The sequence below is a fragment of the Sphingorhabdus sp. Alg231-15 genome (genome assembly GCF_900149705.1).
GTDB lineage: Bacteria > Pseudomonadota > Alphaproteobacteria > Sphingomonadales > Sphingomonadaceae > Parasphingorhabdus.
The window spans coordinates 2,616,279-2,634,597 of the sequence record NZ_LT703001.1 but is presented as its reverse complement, the minus strand read 5'-3'; the positions used below and the strand labels follow the sequence as shown (position 1 = coordinate 2,634,597).

17 protein-coding genes and 1 tRNA gene are annotated in these 18,319 nt (G+C 52.5%); 7 read left to right on the top strand and 11 right to left on the bottom strand.

Going from position 1 to position 18,319, the window contains the following annotated elements:
• Positions 1-46: 46 nt before the first annotated feature.
• Positions 47-664 carry a hypothetical protein gene (locus DG177_RS13050; RefSeq protein WP_108812973.1) on the bottom strand — a complete coding sequence of 206 codons (618 nt, stop codon included), beginning with the start codon at positions 662-664 and terminating at the stop codon, positions 47-49.
• Positions 665-1,011: 347 nt separating this feature from the next.
• Here DG177_RS13050 and DG177_RS13045 point away from each other — a divergent pair, with 347 nt between their 5' ends.
• Positions 1,012-1,263, top strand: a complete 252-nt coding sequence (locus DG177_RS13045; RefSeq protein WP_108811875.1) for a hypothetical protein — start codon at positions 1,012-1,014, stop codon at positions 1,261-1,263.
• Between the two features lie 131 nt (positions 1,264-1,394).
• Complete coding sequence (locus DG177_RS13040; protein WP_108811874.1) at positions 1,395-2,456, top strand: methyltransferase domain-containing protein; 1,062 nt, start codon at positions 1,395-1,397, stop codon at positions 2,454-2,456.
• 95 nt (positions 2,457-2,551) lie between these two features.
• Here DG177_RS13040 and DG177_RS17740 read toward each other — a convergent pair whose 3' ends face one another.
• The 4 genes from DG177_RS17740 to DG177_RS13020 form a co-directional block, all read right to left on the bottom strand.
• Entirely contained in the window at positions 2,552-2,977 is a 426-nt protein-coding gene (locus DG177_RS17740; RefSeq protein ID WP_337658825.1) for a hypothetical protein, read from the bottom strand.
• Positions 2,978-3,223: 246 nt separating this feature from the next.
• On the bottom strand, positions 3,224-3,616 hold the full coding sequence (locus tag DG177_RS13030) for a hypothetical protein (RefSeq protein ID WP_337658824.1): 393 nt from the start codon (positions 3,614-3,616) through the stop codon (positions 3,224-3,226).
• 184 nt (positions 3,617-3,800) lie between these two features.
• Positions 3,801-4,121: a 2Fe-2S iron-sulfur cluster-binding protein gene (locus tag DG177_RS13025; RefSeq protein WP_108811871.1), complete on the bottom strand. Its 321-nt coding sequence runs from the start codon at positions 4,119-4,121 to the stop codon at positions 3,801-3,803.
• A complete protein-coding gene (locus tag DG177_RS13020; RefSeq protein ID WP_108812972.1) occupies positions 4,122-5,390 on the bottom strand; it encodes a cytochrome P450 in 1,269 nt (422 codons plus the stop codon).
• Between the two features lie 334 nt (positions 5,391-5,724).
• Here DG177_RS13020 and DG177_RS13015 point away from each other — a divergent pair, with 334 nt between their 5' ends.
• Positions 5,725-6,330 (top strand): hypothetical protein, encoded by a 606-nt coding sequence (locus DG177_RS13015; RefSeq protein ID WP_108811870.1) that lies wholly within the window; start codon positions 5,725-5,727, stop codon positions 6,328-6,330.
• Between the two features lie 43 nt (positions 6,331-6,373).
• On the opposite strand, the gene DG177_RS13010 is transcribed toward DG177_RS13015, so the two are convergent.
• On the bottom strand, positions 6,374-6,799 hold the full coding sequence (locus DG177_RS13010; RefSeq protein WP_108811869.1) for an Ohr family peroxiredoxin: 426 nt from the start codon (positions 6,797-6,799) through the stop codon (positions 6,374-6,376).
• A 129-nt stretch (positions 6,800-6,928) separates the two neighbouring features.
• Complete coding sequence (locus DG177_RS13005; protein ID WP_108811868.1) at positions 6,929-8,542, bottom strand: AMP-binding protein; 1,614 nt, start codon at positions 8,540-8,542, stop codon at positions 6,929-6,931.
• Positions 8,543-9,051: 509 nt separating this feature from the next.
• On the opposite strand from DG177_RS13005, the gene DG177_RS13000 reads away from it, so the two are divergent.
• Positions 9,052-11,031, top strand: a complete 1,980-nt coding sequence (locus DG177_RS13000) for a leukotriene A4 hydrolase C-terminal domain-containing protein (protein WP_108811867.1) — start codon at positions 9,052-9,054, stop codon at positions 11,029-11,031.
• Between the two features lie 219 nt (positions 11,032-11,250).
• On the opposite strand, the gene DG177_RS12995 is transcribed toward DG177_RS13000, so the two are convergent.
• Positions 11,251-11,324, bottom strand: a tRNA-Gly gene (locus tag DG177_RS12995).
• Positions 11,325-11,369: 45 nt separating this feature from the next.
• The gene (gene glpD, locus DG177_RS12990) at positions 11,370-12,890 is read right to left on the bottom strand and encodes a glycerol-3-phosphate dehydrogenase (protein WP_337658823.1); all 1,521 of its coding nucleotides are present in this window, start codon (positions 12,888-12,890) and stop codon (positions 11,370-11,372) included.
• Between the two features lie 205 nt (positions 12,891-13,095).
• On the opposite strand from glpD, the gene DG177_RS12985 reads away from it, so the two are divergent.
• Positions 13,096-14,034: a hypothetical protein gene (locus DG177_RS12985; RefSeq protein ID WP_337658822.1), complete on the top strand. Its 939-nt coding sequence runs from the start codon at positions 13,096-13,098 to the stop codon at positions 14,032-14,034.
• Positions 14,035-14,141: 107 nt separating this feature from the next.
• On the opposite strand, the gene DG177_RS12980 is transcribed toward DG177_RS12985, so the two are convergent.
• On the bottom strand, positions 14,142-14,741 hold the full coding sequence (locus tag DG177_RS12980) for an NAD(P)H-dependent oxidoreductase (RefSeq protein WP_108811864.1): 600 nt from the start codon (positions 14,739-14,741) through the stop codon (positions 14,142-14,144).
• 98 nt (positions 14,742-14,839) lie between these two features.
• Between DG177_RS12980 and DG177_RS12975 the strand changes: the two genes are divergently transcribed.
• Positions 14,840-15,745: a LysR substrate-binding domain-containing protein gene (locus tag DG177_RS12975; protein ID WP_108811863.1), complete on the top strand. Its 906-nt coding sequence runs from the start codon at positions 14,840-14,842 to the stop codon at positions 15,743-15,745.
• 99 nt (positions 15,746-15,844) lie between these two features.
• The gene (locus DG177_RS12970; protein ID WP_337659035.1) at positions 15,845-16,504 is read left to right on the top strand and encodes a response regulator transcription factor; all 660 of its coding nucleotides are present in this window, start codon (positions 15,845-15,847) and stop codon (positions 16,502-16,504) included.
• Between the two features lie 27 nt (positions 16,505-16,531).
• Here DG177_RS12970 and DG177_RS12965 read toward each other — a convergent pair whose 3' ends face one another.
• On the bottom strand, positions 16,532-18,214 hold the full coding sequence (locus tag DG177_RS12965) for a sensor histidine kinase (protein WP_337658821.1): 1,683 nt from the start codon (positions 18,212-18,214) through the stop codon (positions 16,532-16,534).
• Positions 18,215-18,319: the final 105 nt, after the last annotated feature.

The following is an 18,319-nucleotide window of genomic DNA, read 5'->3' as shown; positions in this document are numbered from 1 at the left end:
GAGGGTATTGCCGGTGACCCGTTCACATAAAAGAGTGGTCCAGGGATTAACCGCCTCTTTTATTCCGTGCGCCGCGGCGGGCTTCGCGAGCCGCTTGCCGCTCTTCGGCAGTCACTGTGCCATCGCCATTGGCATCTACTCTTTCAAAGCGCGCTATGGCTGCGGCCTCAAACTCCGCTTTGCTGATCATCTGATCGCCATTGGTGTCGGCGCGCTTCATCATGGCACCGCGCTTGCCTTTACCGCCGCGTTTACCCCAACCTTTACCGCCGCGCTTACCGCGCATGCTCTGCATTTCTTCCTGGCTCAACGTGCCGTTACCATCGGCATCGGCGCGAGCAAAGCGTTCGGATTTGCGGGTTGCACGATAGGCTTCCATTTCGGCTTGCGAGACACCGCCGTCACCATTGGTATCCATTTCTGTGAAGCGCTGTGCCCGTTTGGCTTCCCGGTCGGCCTTGGAAATCTGTCCGTCCTGATTGACATCCATTTTCGTCCAGCGCTGTTCCAGCGCAGCGGTCATTTCGGCACGGGTGATCTGATTGTCATTATTGGCATCAGCCCGCATCCAACCTTTTCCGCCACCGCCGCCTGGAGCCGCAACAGCGACACCGCCTGCAATCAAAAGGGCTGCCGCACTCGAAATCAAGATTGTCTTTTTCATAATATTCATCCTTGTCCATTCATTCAGGGAGGCGGTCATTCGTAGCCGCCATGAATATATTTCTAAGAGGGATATGTCCCTGAAGTTTGTCAGAACAGGGTAAAATTGTCGCAAATTGTATCACAGGCAGCAAACCGTTCATTTTGTTGAAAGTTTGCAGAGGGCCTGGGGTTGGCGAATAGAGGGTTCCCTGGATATCCGTGACGTTGAATCCACGCTTCTGGATCCTGCATAGCAAAATCCCCCACGGGAATTCGCTTGTGATGAAATCATCGACATAATCCAGCCCAACAGTTAAGATATCTCGTGGTCGCTGTTGAATTTATTCCAACTATGGAGGGAATAAAATGAAACTGCTTGCCATCATTATGGGTGCCATCCTCTTCGCTGGGACAGCAGGCGCAGAAACCATGCCTGCTTCGAAAGCAGAAGCCATAGGCGCGCAGGAAGAGACATGGGCTGCAGCCCTTCTTGCCGCTGATCTTGAAACAGTCGCTACCCTCATGCACCGCGATTTTCGTTTGGTGCGTTCCTACGGTAATGCGCCACCAATCAGCCAGATCGCTAAAGGCCCCTATCGCGCAAAAATGGATGAATGACAGCAACTGGGCTGCCGGCAATCGCAAAGTCTGCGAATGCCGGCTCTGGCCCCGAAGCGGACACCAAGAAGACCCAATATGACACCCAATATGACAATGTGTCACGGGGTCACTGATCAGGAGACGAAAAAATGACGGAACAAGTTGACGAGGCCAAATTAGAAGCACTGGCCGGTAAAGTGATCGGCGATGTCGCCGGGGCAATGAGCCTGTTCATGGCCTATATTGGCGATCAGGCCGGGGTCTATGATATCATGGATGGCGCGGGCGCACTGACGGTAGATGAACTTGCCGCAAAAACTGGGATCAACGCAAAATATCTATCACAATGGCTGGGCTCAAATGCTGCGGCTTGCTATGTCACCCATCATGCTGATGAAGACCGGTTTTCCTTGTCGGAGGAACAGGCCCTTGTTTTTGCAAGGGAAGGACAACCCGCCTGTATGCAGGGATTTTTCCAATCTGTTGTATCGCAATATGAAACACAAGCCAAAGCCGTCGAGACGTTCAAATCCGGCAAAGGACGACCTTGGGGCGATCACAGTGAATGTTGCTTCTGTGGCACGGATCGCTTTTTCCGCCCTGGTTATGCTGCGAACCTGATCGACAACTGGATTCCAGCGCTCGGCGGGGTCGAAGAAAAGCTCAAGACAGGGGCAAAGATCGCGGATATTGCCTGTGGCCATGGATCATCAACAATCCTGATGGCGCAAGCCTATCCAAACTCGACAATTGTCGGGATAGATTTTCATGAACCGTCCATCGAGGAAGCAAGGGCCAAGGCCAAAGAAGCTGGCGTCAGCAATGTGGAATTTCAGGTTGCTCGGGCTCAGGATTTTGAAGGTAGTGATTTCGACTTCGCCTGCATATTTGATGCATTGCACGACATGGGTGATCCGGTTGGCGCCGCATCCCATATCAGGAAAGCGCTAAGCCCGGATGGCACCTTTATGCTTGTAGAGCCGCTTGCGGGAGATAGCATGAGCGAAAACCTGCATCCGCTGGGTCAGATTTTTTATGCTTTCTCAACCACTATCTGTACGCCGACATCGGTCGCACAGGAAGTAGGCCTGGGCCTGGGTGCACAAGCCGGTCAAAAGCGACTGACCGAAGTGCTCAATCAAGCCGGATTTTCGAATGTTAGCCGCGCGACGGAAACACCGACCAATATGGTGCTGGAGGTTACTGGCTAAGGGCCTCCCAACGCCCGCTATTGCGCCCTAGCTATTGTGAGCAATGGGGGCAGCTTGATCCCGAAAGCGGACACTGGAAACGGGAAGCTTTGGAGTCAGTTTGCTTTTTGTGCGGCTCCATTAAGGGCATTACATCTGAAGTTCAAAATATTCGAGGTCGCCGGATCAAACTCAAATTGGATGTAATTGCAACCTCCATCATCCATGCCCGGGATTAAGTCAAAATCATTCAGCCACATTCGGGTACCCGCTTCAGCAAATGAAATCCTTCTTCCTTCCGGTGTGCATATCGAAATCACTTCCTCATCATCACAAATTACGCTTTCGCTGACGTTAATGGGGGTAATGTAGACTACCGAAACCTCTCCATTTGCCGTGAAACTATAGTATCTTACATATTCGTCCAGAGTGCGACCGCTAGAAGGGATACTCACCTCATTTTCAATAACATCCATAATTGCACTTGTTTCAGCAGTTTCGTCATGCTTATTCTCATCACATCCTACGACAATAGATGACATTGCGAGAGCTAGGCAAATGCGTATGGCTGGGAGGCGTGGGTTCAAGAAAATAATCTTCAAGCTCATTCTTAGTTGTAACAAAGACGTGCTAGGTAACGGATGTCGGCCACGTTCTATTTTTTGGTGCGAGGCCGTCTCAAACAAATATCGGTTGCGGGTTAATATAGCAATCCTAGTGTCCGCTTTTGCGCCCAAAGCGAACGCTAGCATTGTGACCGCTATATCCCGAAAGCGGACGATTAACACTCAGTCTCGCACGAGTTGATACTCAAAGACTCTTCCCTTGTCGTCAAACCGCAATACGAGCCACTCAGAATCTAATCGCAACCAGCCTCGTTCCGGTCCTAACCAGTAGACTGCATCCCAGTCGGTGAAATAGCTTGTATCGGTCGGAGGGCCAAGAAGCGCCAAAATTTCATCTTGGGTCTTTCCTTCAAGCTTACGGCTTTCAATCAGTGAATCCACCATCGCAAGCCGTGGGGAACCTTCAACCTCCTCTGATTGCTTCCACCCATCTGCATCGAATGAACGGCTTGGCAGATAACCGAATTCGAATGTTAGCCACAGCATAGTAGCTCCTAGCGCCACGATTATAACGCCCATGCAGCCAACCAGTTTTCTCGGAGAAATAAATTTCATACTGACTCAATAGCATGAGCGAAAGTGTAAGCAATTGAGTCGTTAGCGGACAGTCCGATTGCTAAGCTCCAGTGTCCGCTTTTGCGCCCAAAGCAGACACTGGCCTATGGGTGAAATTTCAACTCTTTGCAGTTGGAATTCATATTGATTGATCGGGAATCGGCAAATTACGCCTAAACAATTCTCAATGCTGCGCCTTTGGCAACTGCACCTTCAGCCCATCCAGCTCATCGCTCATCGGGATCTGGCAAGCGAGCCGAGAAAATTCGGTTACGCCTTCTGCGAGTTCCAGCATCGTTTCTTCCGTTTCATCTCTGGTCGGAATTTTTGCAGCCCATTCGCCGTTGATAAAGACGTGGCAAGTTGCGCAGGCACACTGGCCGCCGCAATCGGCATCGATTCCGGGAACTAAATGGTCGAGGGCGGTTTCCATCACCGATGCACCGTTTTCTGCAACAACTTCATGAATGGTTTCATCATGTTCAACGAAAATAATTTTTGGCATCTATTTTTTATCCTTTGGAACGAGCCTGACCATCACTTCTGAATAACCCATAACGAAGCTGCTTTTCACGCGGACGGGATCGCGGACCATTTTCACTCGCTCAAACCGTTTTAAGATTTCCTCCCAGAGAATACGCACTTGCATTTCGCCAACGCGGTTGCCCATGCAGCGATGAATGCCAAATCCGAAGGACATATGCTGGCGCGCGCGTGGGCGGTCGATCAGCAGTTCATCGGCATTGTCAATCTTGGTCTCGTCGCGGTTGCCGGACACGTACCACATGACAACTTTATCGCCTTTCTTGATCTGTTTTCCTTGAAATTCAACATCCTCCTTGGCGGTGCGGCGCATATAGGCAAGCGGGGTTTGCCAGCGGATAATTTCCGAAACCATATTTGGGATTAATGTCGGATCGGCCAGGAGCTTGTCATATTCCTTTGGGTTTTGATTGAGGCCGACTATACCGGCACTGATACTGTTGCGGGTTGTATCATTGCCGCCAACGATGAGGAGTATAAGATTGCCGAGCAATTCCATCGGATTATCGATCATATTCTTTGTGTCAGGATTATGAGCCATTAACGAAATAAAATCGAACTTTGGTGGCTGGTTTGCCCGCTCGTGCCAAAGCCGGGAAAAGTAAGTGAGGCATTCACGAAGTACGGTGCGCCGTTCCTGAATCTTCTCTTCGGAGACGAACATTTCCACATTCGTAGTTATATCCGACCACTTGGTGAGCAAATAGCGGTCCTCAAACGGGAAATCGAACAATGTCGCCAGCATCTGGGTGGTCAGTTCGATCGATACGCGATCAACCCAGTTAAATTCTTCATCAACCGGCAAATCATCCAGGATCTTCCCGGCGCGTTCCCGGATAAGCCCTTCTAATTCGGCAAGGCGGGCAGGTGCGACACCTGGATTTGCTGCTTTGCGCTGCACATCATGTTTCGGCGGGTCCATCGCAATGAACATAGGTGTCGTAAAGTCATCCGGCGGATTACCAAGGGAAATCGAGGGTTCCGAAGAAAATTGCTGATGGTTACTGTCGATTTTTACAATGTCGTCAAATTTGGTGACCGACCAGAAGGGGCCAATATCACTGTCTCGGCAATAGTGAACCGGATCTTCTTTCCGCAAGCGTCGAAAATATTCTCCATGCGCGTTATTCTGAAATATGCGGGGTTGCGCCATGTTAATCTCGTCCAGAGGAATCGAATAGGGGTCTGGAATAATATCATCCGCATCCATAGTCAGGGTCGCGTCGCTCATATTATCATCCTCTAGCAATGTCTCGGGCCTGGTCATCAGTTCCAGTTTGCAACTTTATTCCAATATTGCGCGCATTTTGCAATTCCAACATCCGCTTTTGCACTCTCAGCGAACATAACTGCCTCGTTTCAAGACGCGAACATTGGCAGAAAACGCTGTATTGCTACCCCAGGGCTTTGGAGTTGCTCGCTGGCAGTAACGATGGCCAATATCTTCCCAGTGGCGTATTGTTCTGGGCGTAAGGCCGAACTGATATCGATATTTTCATCTCGGTTGTAACCAATTTACGGATCAGACCGAATAGACTCGATACTCGGGACATTATGGAGGAATCATGCCACAGAAGACGCGTCCTATCGCAATATTTGTATCAGCCCTGCTGATACTCACCGTTATTTCACAGCTAATCTATACGGCAACCCTCAGCGGTGTTGGGATTGTCGAAGGCTGGCCTCTGCGATCGACAATCTGGACCGCCGAACTTGTGGTATTTTCTGCCATTGCAATTGCTTCTCTTGTTGGTCTGGTCCGGTCGCAGGATATGCAATTGGGCTGGTCGGCCCTGGTGGTGGCCGGATTGATGAACATGGTCCAGTCAGGCATTGGCCTGTCGATGTTTCTGCCCGCGACCAATGCTGGCGAAGAGTTTGCGCCGCTTATGGGTACCGTGCTCGCAGGATCATTTCTGTTCTATTATCTCGCCAAGGTCGTCCTTGGATTGGCTGCCATATTTTTTGGTCTGTCGCTTTTTCGGGGTGCGGACACCATTGGCCGCGTCCTCGGTCTGGTCAGTTTGATCACCGGGTTGATCGCAATTGTCCTGAACATTGCTGCGCTACGTTTGGGGCTGGGAGCCGTGCCACTGGCCGGAGCAAGTGGAGCCATTGCCACTTTTTTTGCCGGATGCGCCGTTTGGTATTCCGCTCGCGAAGTGGAATAACACATAGATCAGCTATTCCCCCGGCGACCATCCGGGCACCGCGTCAAACGACAGTGAGACCGACGTCGACATTGCCGCGCGTGGCGTTTGAGTAAGGACAAACCTCATGCGCCGCGTGAACCAAACGTTCGGCATCGGCGCGATCCACACCCGGCAATGCGATCTGTAAATCGGCTGTAATCCCGTAACCGCCTTCCTCACGCGGGCCAAAGCCAATTGTTGCTGTTACTGTTGCATTGTCCGGGACTTGAACAGATTCCTTTCCTGAGACGGCTTTCATTGCGCCAAGAAAGCATGCCGAATAACCGGCGGCGAAAAGCTTTTCCGGATTCGCGCCGACACCGCCCGGCCCGCCCATTTCTTTGGGCACCACTAGCTTGACATCAACCGACCCGTCATCAGATTTGGCAGATCCATCTCGTCCGCCAGTAGCCGTGGCGTTGGTTTTGTAGATTACATTAACAGCCATCTGCATTTCCTTTCAGGTTAGAATGAGGGCTGATATTTTAATCACCCTGTAATCTACGTCCACCCAATAGTCTCGCGCTCTCACAAGCAGTTGCGAGCGCGCGGGACTATTGGGCGTTGAAAGAGATGCCTAGTTCAGCAATTCATGTTCGCCTGCTTCAAAGGCCTCGGCCAGTTTGAACTTCTGAATTTTCCCGGAGCCGGTAAGCGGCCATTCCGATACGCTTATCCAATAGGCTGGCGTCTTTTGTGGCGACAGGCGATCGCGGATGAAGGCTTTCAGATCATCCGCGTGCATTGTCTCGCCGGACCCGCTGCGGAAAAAACAGGCGACCTGCTCACCCCATTTATCATCCGGAATGCCGACCACGGCGACCTCGTCAATCGTGTCATGCTCCAGCATCGCATTTTCAATCTCCGCCGGGAACAGATTCTCGCCGCCGCGAATGATCATCTCTTTGACTCGGCCGGTAATCTTGACATAGCCGCGCGCGTCCATGCGCCCGAGATCGCCGGTATGCAGCCAGCCCTCACTATCGATCGCGGCGGCGGTGGCGTCGGGATTGTCATTATAGCCCAACATCACACTATAGGCGCGCGCGCAAATCTCGCCCTGTTCGCCAATCGGCAGCACGGCATTGGATTGCGGATCGCGAATGGAAATTTCCGTATGGGCGGCCGGCTGACCAATGGTCTGAGTCAGGTCATCGTCCGAATCCTCATACCAGGCCTGCGTCAGCACCGGCGACGTTTCTGTCTGGCCGTAGACAATCTGGATCGGTGCGCCAAACACGTCCTTGGCATCGCGGCACAGTTGCGGCGCGACCATTGCTCCGCCGGACATGATCCGCCGCGTCGAGGACACGTCCTGACCGGATCGGCGCACTTCGTCGATCAGCGCCACCAACATGGTCGGCACGCCAAGGATGAACTTGGCGCGTTGGCTTTCGATGACATTGGCAATCATCACCGGATCAAACATCGGGGCGAGCAACATGGTACCGCACCGGCCAAAGCCGCCCAGCACCAGAATTGCGCAGCCAGTGGTGTGAAAAAGCGGCATCGTGTGGACAAAGACGTCACCCTGCTCCATCCCGCCCCGCGCCATCGTATCAACACCGTTGCGGACCAGGCCGTTATGATGGAGCACTGCGCCTTTCGGGAAGCCGGTCGTCCCGGATGTATATTGCAGCTGCACCGCATCCTGCGGCTTGGGATTGCGCAGCGTACCGCTATCTTCCCCCGCATAAAGGGCATCATGGTCGCTCAGCAATATCCGGTGTTTGATTGCCGGAATTTCATCGCACACCGCATCGGCAATCTCCTGCATCGGGTTTCCACGAAAGTCGGCGACATAGTAGATCGCCTCGGAACGCGACTGTTCGAGGACATATTTCAGCTCGCGCTTCTGATAGGCCGGATTGACCGTCACCAGCGTCACGCCAGCCAGACCGCAAGCCAGTTCCAGCAACACCCATTCCGGCACATTATTCGCATAGACCGCGACCCGCGCGCCCTCTGCATGGCGACTGGCCAGCGCCCGGCCCAGCCGCTCTGCGTCGTGCAAAAGTTCGGCATAGGTCCAACTGCGATCAATCGCACCTTCATAGGTCAGCTCTTTGAGTGCCGGTTGGTCTGGCGCCTGTGCCGCCGACTGACGCAGCATGTCGCCGACAGTCATCGGAGACGGTTCCGGTCCGCCCTGCGCTGGAAAATAGGATTCGGTTAGCGCAACGTCATACATGGGGCAGCCTCCTGATTTTAAATCAGGCTAACTGCTGGCGAGAAACATGTCTAGCGCTAGCACAAGCCGAGCCTGTCGCAGGCAACTGCGATCAAGGACCAGCTTCTGGGAATTTGCAAAATGGAGCGGATGAAGGGGAATGGCGGTTGTCGTCTTTTGCAGAAAACGATGGTTTGGTGAGATATCTGACACGCTTTCTTATCTCCGCTTTGGGCACAACAGCGGCCACGAGCAATTTGGAAAAGCCGGAACGATCCGCACGGTTGCCCCTAGTGAAATCGTTCTCGTTGTTCTTTAAACAATTCTTTGTCATATATTTTCGAATGTCAGTTCATTCAATCTTCACCCCCCCAAACATCATTCTAGTAGGTGCTTTAATGGCAGCGGTTGGCGCCTGACAAGATCCGTCTATCGAATGCTGACGGGGGATAGTTTATTAGATCAGGGGCTGGCAAGCAGCTGCGTATCATGTAAATCACCCGAAAATTCTCTCTCATCAGGATATCCCTATGCGCATTCACGTCTCATTTCTTGTAGTACCGTTTCTGATCCTCCTTGTCGGCTGCGGTGGCATGGTCTCGCAGGACACGGCTCAACGGGGCGAAATCGCGCCAATATTGACAAGTGAAGAAGCGTTTGATGATCAGACTTTTGCGAAGCCTGAAGAGGCGCGGGTGACGCATATTGACTTGGATCTGGCAATGGACTTCGATGCGAAGACTATCGGAGGGACGGCCACTCTAGATGTGCTTGCGGCGGATGAGGCAAGCGAGATTATCCTCGACTCCAATGGCCTTCGCGTCTCTGCGGTCGCCGATGAGGCTGGCAATGCTCTGAAGTTTGACCTTGGCGAGGTGGTCGAAGGCAAGGGCGAACCCTTGACCATAGAGCTTCCGGCTCAGAAACTGGAGCGAGGCGCCGAACTGGCAGAGGGCGCGCTTGCCGCAACACACCGGATCGTGGTCGAATATGTGTCTGCTCCTGGGGCCGAGGCCTTGCAGTGGTTAAGCCCGGAGCAGACAGCTGGTGGCAAGTATCCCTTCATCTTCAGCCAAGGACAGGCCATCAATAACCGTACGTGGATTCCTACCCAGGACAGCCCCGGAATCCGTCAGACATGGCAAGCGACCATCTCGGCGCCCGAACCTCTGAATGTCGTCATGAGCGGTGTGATTCAGGGCGATCCCGAACCGGAGGACGGGAACCGCCGTGACTTTCGCTTCGTGATGAACAACCCGGTCCCTCCTTATTTGATTGCCATTGCGGCGGGTAATATCGAATTTCGCAAACTTGGCCCGCGTTCAGGTGTATGGGCAGAACCCGAAGTCATCGAAGCTGCCGCGCAAGAGGTCGGCGATACAGAAGAGATGATCGACGCCGGGATTGCATTGTTCGGTGACTATCGCTGGGGCCGCTATGACATGATCATCCTGCCGCCAGCCTTCCCCTATGGCGGTATGGAAAACCCGGTGATGACCTTTCTTACACCGACCTTCATTGCGGGTGATCGCTCTAACAACGGGTTGGTTGCACATGAATTGGCACACAGCTGGTCAGGAAATTTGACCACTTATTCGAGCTGGCGCGATGGATGGTTGAACGAGGGGGTTACCTCCTATTTCGAGAACCGTATCGTTGAGGAAGTCTATGGCAAAGAGCGCGCCGAGCAAGAATATGCTCTCAGCTATGCCGGTCTGGTCGACGGCATCAATGATGTCGGCGCAGACAATCCCAACACAGCCATGCGTTCACCCGACGCAATAAGCCCGTTCGATACGAAAGGTTTCGCGATTTACGACAAGGGGACAGTGTTCCTGCGCACGGTGGAGAATATCATCGGCCGTGAAAAGTTTGATGCCTGGCTGACTCAATGGTTTGACAGTCACGCATTCGAGCCGGTGACATCCGAAATGTTCCTAGCTGATCTGCGCAAGAAGCTGATCGTTGACGATGCTGAACTGGAAAAACGATTGATGTTGGACGAATGGGTTTATGGCACCGGCCTGCCGGAAAACGCTTGGAAACCAGATCCGCAGGCCTTTGCCGTTGTGGACGGCGCAATTGCAGCTTATGCGGACGAGGGAACGCTACCCAATGTCGAGGCCTGGCGCGACTGGACAGCAGCAGAGCAGCGACGCTTCCTCGAGGAACTCCCTCAGGATTTGTCTAACGAGCAACTGGCAGCACTAGACACGACCTTGGGGCTTTCGCAAACTGACAACAATGAAGTGTTGTTTCTTTGGCTGGAGGCGGCGCTAAGCAATGAATACGGTCCGGCCGTTCAGCAAGCCGAACGCTTTTTGGCGAAAGTGGGACGCAATAAGTTTGTCAGCCCCTTGTTCACAGCACTCAACGAAACGGATTGGGGCAAGCCAATCGCTCAGCGCGTCTATGCCGAAACGCGTAGCAGCTATCACGCCTATACGCGCGGCAATGTGGATGAGACACTCCAATATGAAGTATCTGCGGGAACGGCGCTATCAGACTAACTGCAACTTGCCTCTGATTGGTCTTGTCAGACTAAACGTACTTTGTTGAAAATCGGGCAAGCCGGGATAGGGTGAATTTATGCCCAAGTGTCCACGCTCGGGATATAGCGGATATCGGTGAGCTGATCTCAGAAGCTTTGTGGCGAGATTGTAACGCACTTTTTCCTCTCGCTAACCACAAGGCGAGAATTGAATAAGGCTCTTTATTTTTCCAGAAATTGGAGCGGGTGAAGGGAATCGAACCCTCGTCGTAAGCTTGGAAGGCTTCTGCTCTACCATTGAGCTACACCCGCCTGTTTCCAAGCGCGCCTATTGCCATCGCGATGGCGGCGCGTCAATCAGGAAACGGTGCTGGCCGTTTTTGTTCGCATATCCTGCCTGGCGAACCAGTCCGCGACCGCCGCTTTCTGATCTTCATTCATGTGCAAGCCAAGCTTCGAACGGCGCCACAGCACGTCTTCGTCAGTCGTGGCAAATTCATGGACGATCAGCCAGCGCAGCTCGATCTCGTATAGACCGGCACCAAAATGATGCCCCAAGGCAGCTTCGTCGCCGGCATCGCCCAGCATGGTTGCCACATCGGTGCCATAAGCGCGCACCAGCCTGATCATCACGTCTTTGCCAAGAAACGCCCAGCGCCGAGAATATTTCGCGACCAGAGCGTCAAAACCGTCTGCCGGAAAATCTCCGCCTGGCAATGGCGCGTCTTTGGTCCAGTCATCGGTCTCGACATGCAGGGCCGCCTTCAGCGTCTTCATCGCCTGCCGCGCAAGCACCCGGTAAGTGGTTATCTTGCCACCAAAAACGGATAGCACCGGTGCGCCGCCATCATCATTATAGTCAAACACATAATCGCGGGTGACGGTCGAGGCCGACTGGCTATGATCGTCAAACAACGGCCGCACCCCGGAATAGGTCCACTGAACGTCATCACGGGTGACCGGATCGGCAAAATATTCACTGGCCGCAGAGCAGAGATAGTCGATTTCGCCATCGCTGATCTTTGCCGGACCTTCATCATAGCTCCATGGTTGATCGGTCGTCCCGATTAGAGTGTGATCGCCTTCATAAGGTATGGCAAAGATGATCCGCCCATCCTTGTTCTGGAAGATATAGCTGTGATCGCCTTCAAATTTGCGCGCAATCACAATATGGCTGCCTTTGACAAGCCGTAGTTTCGCGGCGTTGCTGCTCTGGTCATAGAGCGCAGTGACCGGATCAACCCAGGGCCCGGCGGCATTGATCAACACTTTGGCCTGCTCTGTCGCTTCGCCGTCATGTCCGTTAAGCTGCCCCTTTAATTGTAGGGTCCAGTGATCGGCGCTGCGTTCGATCCCAACACATTCTGTCTGGATACGGATATCGGCGCCGCGTTGTTTCGCATCGCGTGCCGTCAACGATACAAGCCGCGCATCCTCTACCCAGCAATCGGAATAGGCAAAGCCCTTTTTCAATCGTTCTTGAAGCGGCTTTCCACGCATATCTCTGCGCAGGTTGAGGCTCTTTGTTCCCGGCAGCAGCGACCGCGTGCCAAGATGATCATAGAGAAAAAGACCAAGGCGCAGGAACCAGGCCGGGCGCATACCCTGATCCACTGGCAACACGAAGCGCATCGGCCAGATAATATGCGGCGCGTTACGCAGCAGCACTTCGCGCTCCTGCAATGCTTTGCGCACCAGACTAAATTCATAATGTTCCAGATAGCGCAAACCGCCATGGACCAGCTTGGTGCTCGTCGACGATGTGTGCGCCGCCAGATCATCACGCTCGACAAGCAGGACTTTCAGGTCTCTGCCCGCCGCGTCACGCGCAATGCCGACGCCGTTTATCCCGCCACCAATAATTGCCAGATCATACATAGATCGCCTCATAAAGCTTCTGGCCAGATGATCAATGTTGCAGTGCAATATATAGTAAAAAACAGTGCGAACTGAGAAATGCGGTCCTGTTCTTCATTGAGATTTGCTTATGTTGCTGACCACATGTCGGTCTTTCTGGCCGACTTTCTTTACACTCGACCTGTATTGTGCAAGCTTTGTCGTCGAAAAGGAGTTCCCGATGGAAATGAAGAAGAATATTCTGGTCGCCCTGGGTCTGACAATTTCCGGGATGGCGCTCTTCCCCTCTCCGTCGGTAGCGACACTAACCGATCCACAGTCATCTGATGCAGATATTGTTGTAACCGGCAATAAGACCACGAAAGCAGCCATTGCGGATTTTATCCGGACAACAATTGCAACGCCAAAAGGCGGACGCCATGACGGACAATATGCACGCTTTTCTGACCCGGTTTGTCCACATGTGGTGGGTTTGTCTGAAGAGAACAGCAAGCAGATAGAAAAACGCATGCGCGGTGTTGCGTTGGCCGCCGACATGAGGGTTGCAGGACAGGGCTGCTCGCCGAATGTTTATGTCATGGTCGTTGCCGATGGCGAGGAAGCCATGAACCTTATTCGCAAGAAAAGGTCGCGCCTGTTTGGCGGCATGGCACATCATGAGCGCGAGCGGATCGCGAAGAGTGGCGGTCCCGCTTATGCTTGGAAACGCATTCAAACAGGTTCTGCCGAAACCAGCGCTTTACAAAATTCTGATGAAGTGACTGTTCTGCCTACGACAGGAGCCACAACCGAAGTTCCGGTAATGAACTCAAACGTCAAGTCAAAGATTAAACGCACGACACAACAGACCATGACCCACTCTTTTCTGTTGCTGGAAAAAGATGCGCTCGTGGATCTGACCACAGTTCAGATTGCTGATTATGCGGCAATGCGCTCTTACATTGACACCAAAGACAGCAAATCCCGACAAACCCCGCAATATTCCATTCTGTCCTTGTTCGACTCATCAAATTCCGATGAGAAAACACCGAGCGCTGTCAGTGAAATGGATCTGGTGCTGCTCAGTTCTCTTTACAATTCCGCGTCTGATGTCTCTGCTTCCATGCAAGGTGCAGCTATGGCGCACCGCGTTGAGAAGGAACTGACCTCTCGTAACAAGGAATGAGCGGCTCTTTTCTGGCGCTCGCTTAGCGTCAGTTTGCTTTCCTCAAGAATGAGATCCCTCCTCTATCCCTGTATCCAGTTTCTCTGAAGAATAGAGGAGGTATTGCTCTAAGCGGCTTTCAGGGCCTTGATTTGATTGGAAGCGTCCTGACGTTTTGCTTTGGTATCCTGGTTCATCGCATCGGAAGCAATGACCGACACATCAGTGATGCCAACAAAGGCCAGAGCCTGTTTGAGGTAAGGAGTGGCAAAATCGACGGGGCTTCCAACCGGTGTCCCGCCGGATGCGACCAATATGATGGCACGTTTTCCTTCTAGCAATCCAACGGGCCCGTTTTCTGTATACCGAAAAGTAACCCCGGCCCGGGCAATCATGTCAATCCAGGCCTTGAGTGTCGCCGGAACACCAAAATTATAAATCGGGGTCGAGATCACAACGGTGTCAGCCGTTGCAAGCTCTTCAACAAGATCATCTGAAAAAGCGAGCTTGGCCCTGTCGGCAGCGGTGCGCGCTTCGCTTGGCGTAAAGTTGGCATTGACCCAAGCTTCGTCAACAAAGGGCAATCCGCTTGAAACATCACGGTCAACAATGTTGACGGGCGTGAGTTCGGCAAGGCGGTTGAGTGTTTCATCAGCGAGGCTGCGCGTGACAGAACCCGTTTTCCGGGCGCTGGAATCGATGCGAAGTATGCGGTTGATTGATGTCATGTCGTGTCTCCATTTGTTCGATGACCAATCCCTAGATCAGATCGTTTTGGAGAATTAGAGGGCTATTTTGGAAATCATTGTTCTGATATGGAGAACAAATGAGCAAATATGAAGAGATAGAGACCTTTGTGCGGGTCGTGGAGGCCGGATCAATAACGGGTGCGGCGGAACAGCTGCATATTGCCAAATCGGCGGTCAGTCGCCGACTCAAGGAACTGGAAACGCGACTTGGTGTTCAACTAATGCAACGGACAACCCGGAAGCTGTCGCTTACTGACACTGGAGAAGCGCTTTATCAGCGTTCTATCAGCCTGCTGGCGGACTGGGCGGAAACGGAATCAGCGACAATTAACGCGCAGACGGCGCTGGCCGGAATTGTCCGGGTCGCTGCGCCCCTGTCGTTCGGTGTTGCCCATTTGGGGCCAGCTATTCTTGATTTTATGAAAGTGCATCCAGATGTCGAGTTTGACATCAATTTCAGCGACCGAAAGATGGATCTTGTCGCCGATGGAATGGACCTGGCGATACGTATCGGTGATCTTCCGGATTCCAGTCTAATCGCACGCAAAATCGCTTCGATTACCATGGTCGCTGCGGCAAGCCGGTCCTATCTTGAACAACATGGCTATCCGGAAACGCCCGACGACCTGAAGAACCTCAAGGAATTGCGGTACGGTTATCGAAGAACGCCATCATGGAAATATCGGGCGCCCGATCAGAGCGAAGGCCAGGTTGAAATGGCGCCAAGATTATTGGCAACCAACGGCGACTTTCTTCGCGATGCAGCGGTTGCTGGCGAAGGCGTTATCATTGAGCCCCGATTCATTGTGTACGAGCATCTTGAAGCGGGTTCTCTTGTCGAAATCCTGCCCGATTATGAGTGGCCGAAATTGACTGCTTACGCCGTCTATCCGCCAACCCGGCACTTGTCTGCCCGCGTACGAACATTTGTCGACTTCCTGGTTGAGCGCTATCGGGGGACGCCGTATTGGGAAAAGGGATAGCTATCCAACCTATTTTCTCGCATATCCCATCGAAACACGGATTTCCGGACATCATTTTTCTGATCGTATAATCCAAATGGACTAATCACATTGCCAATAGTGGTTTATAAGGCCGTCATGGTCCCAGATTCTCATCAACAGCCATTGCGCGTAATCATTGTTGATGATCATCCGACAATGCGAGCTGGGCTACGCGCGTTGATCGATGATGATCCGACCCTGGAAGTGATTGGAGAAGCGCAGGATGGGGGAAGTGCGCTGCAGCTCTATAGCCACAAGAAACCTGACGTGACCATCATGGATCTGCAACTTCCGGATATGGACGGCGAAACGGTTATCAAGCAGATTGTTGCCGATCACCCGGCCGCTATGATCATCGCGCTGACCACCTTTGACGGTGCCGACACGATCAAGCGGACGCTTTCTGCCGGAGCACGCGGCTTTCTGACAAAGGATACCGCAAGGCGGGAAATTGTGGATGCCATAAAACGCGTCCATGATGGTCAGCGGGTATTCAAGGGTGAAGTCGCGGAGCGACTGGCAGATGCCATGATGCAGGAAGATTTAACCCCGCGCGAACTGGATGTGCTCAAGATACTGGCAGCCGGAAATTCTAATAAATCGATCGCCTACAAATTGGATATCAGCGAATCCACGGTTAAAATTCATCTCGGCAAGATCCTCGACAAACTGGCCGCCAGCGACCGGACTGAAGCGGTTTTGACGGCTCTCAAGAGAGGGATAATCCGTATTCAATAGCATTGTCGCAATAGCAATTTGGAGACGTCAGGATTGCGGTATTTCCAGACGCACAACCGATCCTGATCCGGCGGAGGATTCTATCGAGAACAGGGCATTGATAAGCTTTGCGCGCTCACGCATGCCGGTCAGCCCATAATGCCCCGGTAGAGATGAATTTGGATCAAATCCAATGCCATCATCGTTGACAGATATCTTGATCAAATGGGCGTCCCGAAACGTTTCGGCACGAATATTTTCAGCTTGCGCATGCGTGACTGCATTGGAAATCGCTTCATCAACAATGCGGCAAATCTCAGCACATGTCTCCGTGTCAATTGGCGGGCCATGGAGATTGTTTTCAAGGGTGATGTTGATATCGGATCTTAGCCGAAAAGCGTCCACAATATTGGACACCGCGGCGGAAAGATCATTCCCGAAATCGCTGCGGGCACCAATTATCGACAATCGCGCGGAACGCAGAGCTTCATCAGATTGTACCAGCGCAGTTTCCAGAATTTCATGCGCGACTTTAGGATCGGTTTCAATTTTAGATTTGGCCAGTTCGATATGCAATCCGGTAGCGGTGAAATCCTGTAGCAATGTATCGTGCAACTCTCTCGCAATCCGCATCCGTTCGGCCAGCGTTGCTTTCATTTCCAGAGAATATCGTTCGAATTCCGACTGCTGTTTCCTGCGCAGCGCCATTGATATTGCGAACCCGGCAATCAGAACCGCTATGGCAATTAGCGCCGCAACCGTCGCATAGAGCGACCTGATTTCAGCTTCGTTTCGAAATTGGTCCAATCGTGCGGCGGTATTGGCCAGTTGCAATGTTTCTGTTGGAGCACGAAAATTGTCATCGCGGCGGAAGGCGCGCGACAATCCAAAAGCGGCACTTCTCGGATCATTGTTAAAGGCTTCGCTCAGCCTCATGACTGGCCGCGCCGCGAACCCGCTCTGCTCCTCAACATTGCTTACATATTGCTGTAATTTCCGAATCAGCAGTTCCTGATTTTGTTGATCGGAACGCCGTTCAGCCAGATCGATTGCTGCCAATAAAATCGAAATTTGAACATCGGTCTCGGTTATGGCTTCAAGGTTTTGGATCGCCTCCCCAATCTCCGTTTTGGCCAATTCCAACTGGTTCAACTGCGTTGCTACAACTCCTCTCTTATAGTGATAAACCGTCCAAAGAACTGGATCGTTCAAAGACTGCAGACGTGGCATCACCTGATCCAGCATCCGGGCCGCGCTGGAATATTCAGACAGCTCGATGTGATAATCAGCCAGATCCAGATAGAGTGAGGCGTGAACAAAATCGGCCAAGGCCTGGTTGGTTCCAACTTCAATTTGGCCAGCGCGGTCAATCGCCAAGGATAATGTTTCGATAGCCGATGTGACGTCACCGGATTCTGCTTGTGTAACCGATATCAGGAACAGAACATCAATCGAGCTAATAAGGTCGTCGCTGGAAAGGGTGAGTTCTTTTGCCTGTAGCAGCAGTCGCCTTGCTTCAACCTTGTCCGGCGCGTTGATTCTGGCCAAGGCATCACCAATCATCGCATCAACCTTTTCACTGGATGTCACTGCCCGTTGCGTGGCCTCTTGAAAGATACGCGCTGCCTCGTTGAACCGCTGTTGTTCGAGCAGGCTATCGGCCTTCTCCATCAAAACGCCATGCTGCGCCTTACTTTCGGTTTGCGCAGCAATATCAGTGGGATAAACCAACAAAAGAAGGCTGAAACAGGCTGTGGTTAAGCGGAAAAAAGCGTTTACGGGTTGTATGGGACGAATCCGATCAGAATATCGTGCAGATCGCATGATCAAGTCAGT

Bases quoted from the DNA above. Each gene is read 5' to 3' on its own strand.
- DG177_RS13050 (WP_108812973.1), bottom strand. From the start codon at position 664: ATGAAAAAGACAATCTTGATTTCGAGTGCGGCAGCCCTTTTGATTGCA.
- DG177_RS13030 (WP_337658824.1), bottom strand. From the start codon at position 3,616: ATGAAATTTATTTCTCCGAGAAAACTGGTTGGCTGCATGGGCGTTATA.
- DG177_RS12980 (WP_108811864.1), bottom strand. From the start codon at position 14,741: ATGACATCAATCAACCGCATACTTCGCATCGATTCCAGCGCCCGGAAA.
- DG177_RS13015 (WP_108811870.1), top strand. From the start codon at position 5,725: ATGCCACAGAAGACGCGTCCTATCGCAATATTTGTATCAGCCCTGCTG.
- DG177_RS13025 (WP_108811871.1), bottom strand. From the start codon at position 4,121: ATGCCAAAAATTATTTTCGTTGAACATGATGAAACCATTCATGAAGTT.
- DG177_RS13020 (WP_108812972.1), bottom strand. From the start codon at position 5,390: ATGAGCGACGCGACCCTGACTATGGATGCGGATGATATTATTCCAGAC.
- DG177_RS13040 (WP_108811874.1), top strand. From the start codon at position 1,395: ATGACGGAACAAGTTGACGAGGCCAAATTAGAAGCACTGGCCGGTAAA.
- DG177_RS13010 (WP_108811869.1), bottom strand. From the start codon at position 6,799: ATGGCTGTTAATGTAATCTACAAAACCAACGCCACGGCTACTGGCGGA.
- DG177_RS12975 (WP_108811863.1), top strand. From the start codon at position 14,840: ATGAGCAAATATGAAGAGATAGAGACCTTTGTGCGGGTCGTGGAGGCC.
- DG177_RS13005 (WP_108811868.1), bottom strand. From the start codon at position 8,542: ATGTATGACGTTGCGCTAACCGAATCCTATTTTCCAGCGCAGGGCGGA.
- glpD (WP_337658823.1), bottom strand. From the start codon at position 12,890: ATGTATGATCTGGCAATTATTGGTGGCGGGATAAACGGCGTCGGCATT.
- DG177_RS13045 (WP_108811875.1), top strand. From the start codon at position 1,012: ATGAAACTGCTTGCCATCATTATGGGTGCCATCCTCTTCGCTGGGACA.
- DG177_RS17740 (WP_337658825.1), bottom strand. From the start codon at position 2,977: ATGTCATCTATTGTCGTAGGATGTGATGAGAATAAGCATGACGAAACT.
- DG177_RS12985 (WP_337658822.1), top strand. From the start codon at position 13,096: ATGAAGAAGAATATTCTGGTCGCCCTGGGTCTGACAATTTCCGGGATG.
- DG177_RS13000 (WP_108811867.1), top strand. From the start codon at position 9,052: ATGCGCATTCACGTCTCATTTCTTGTAGTACCGTTTCTGATCCTCCTT.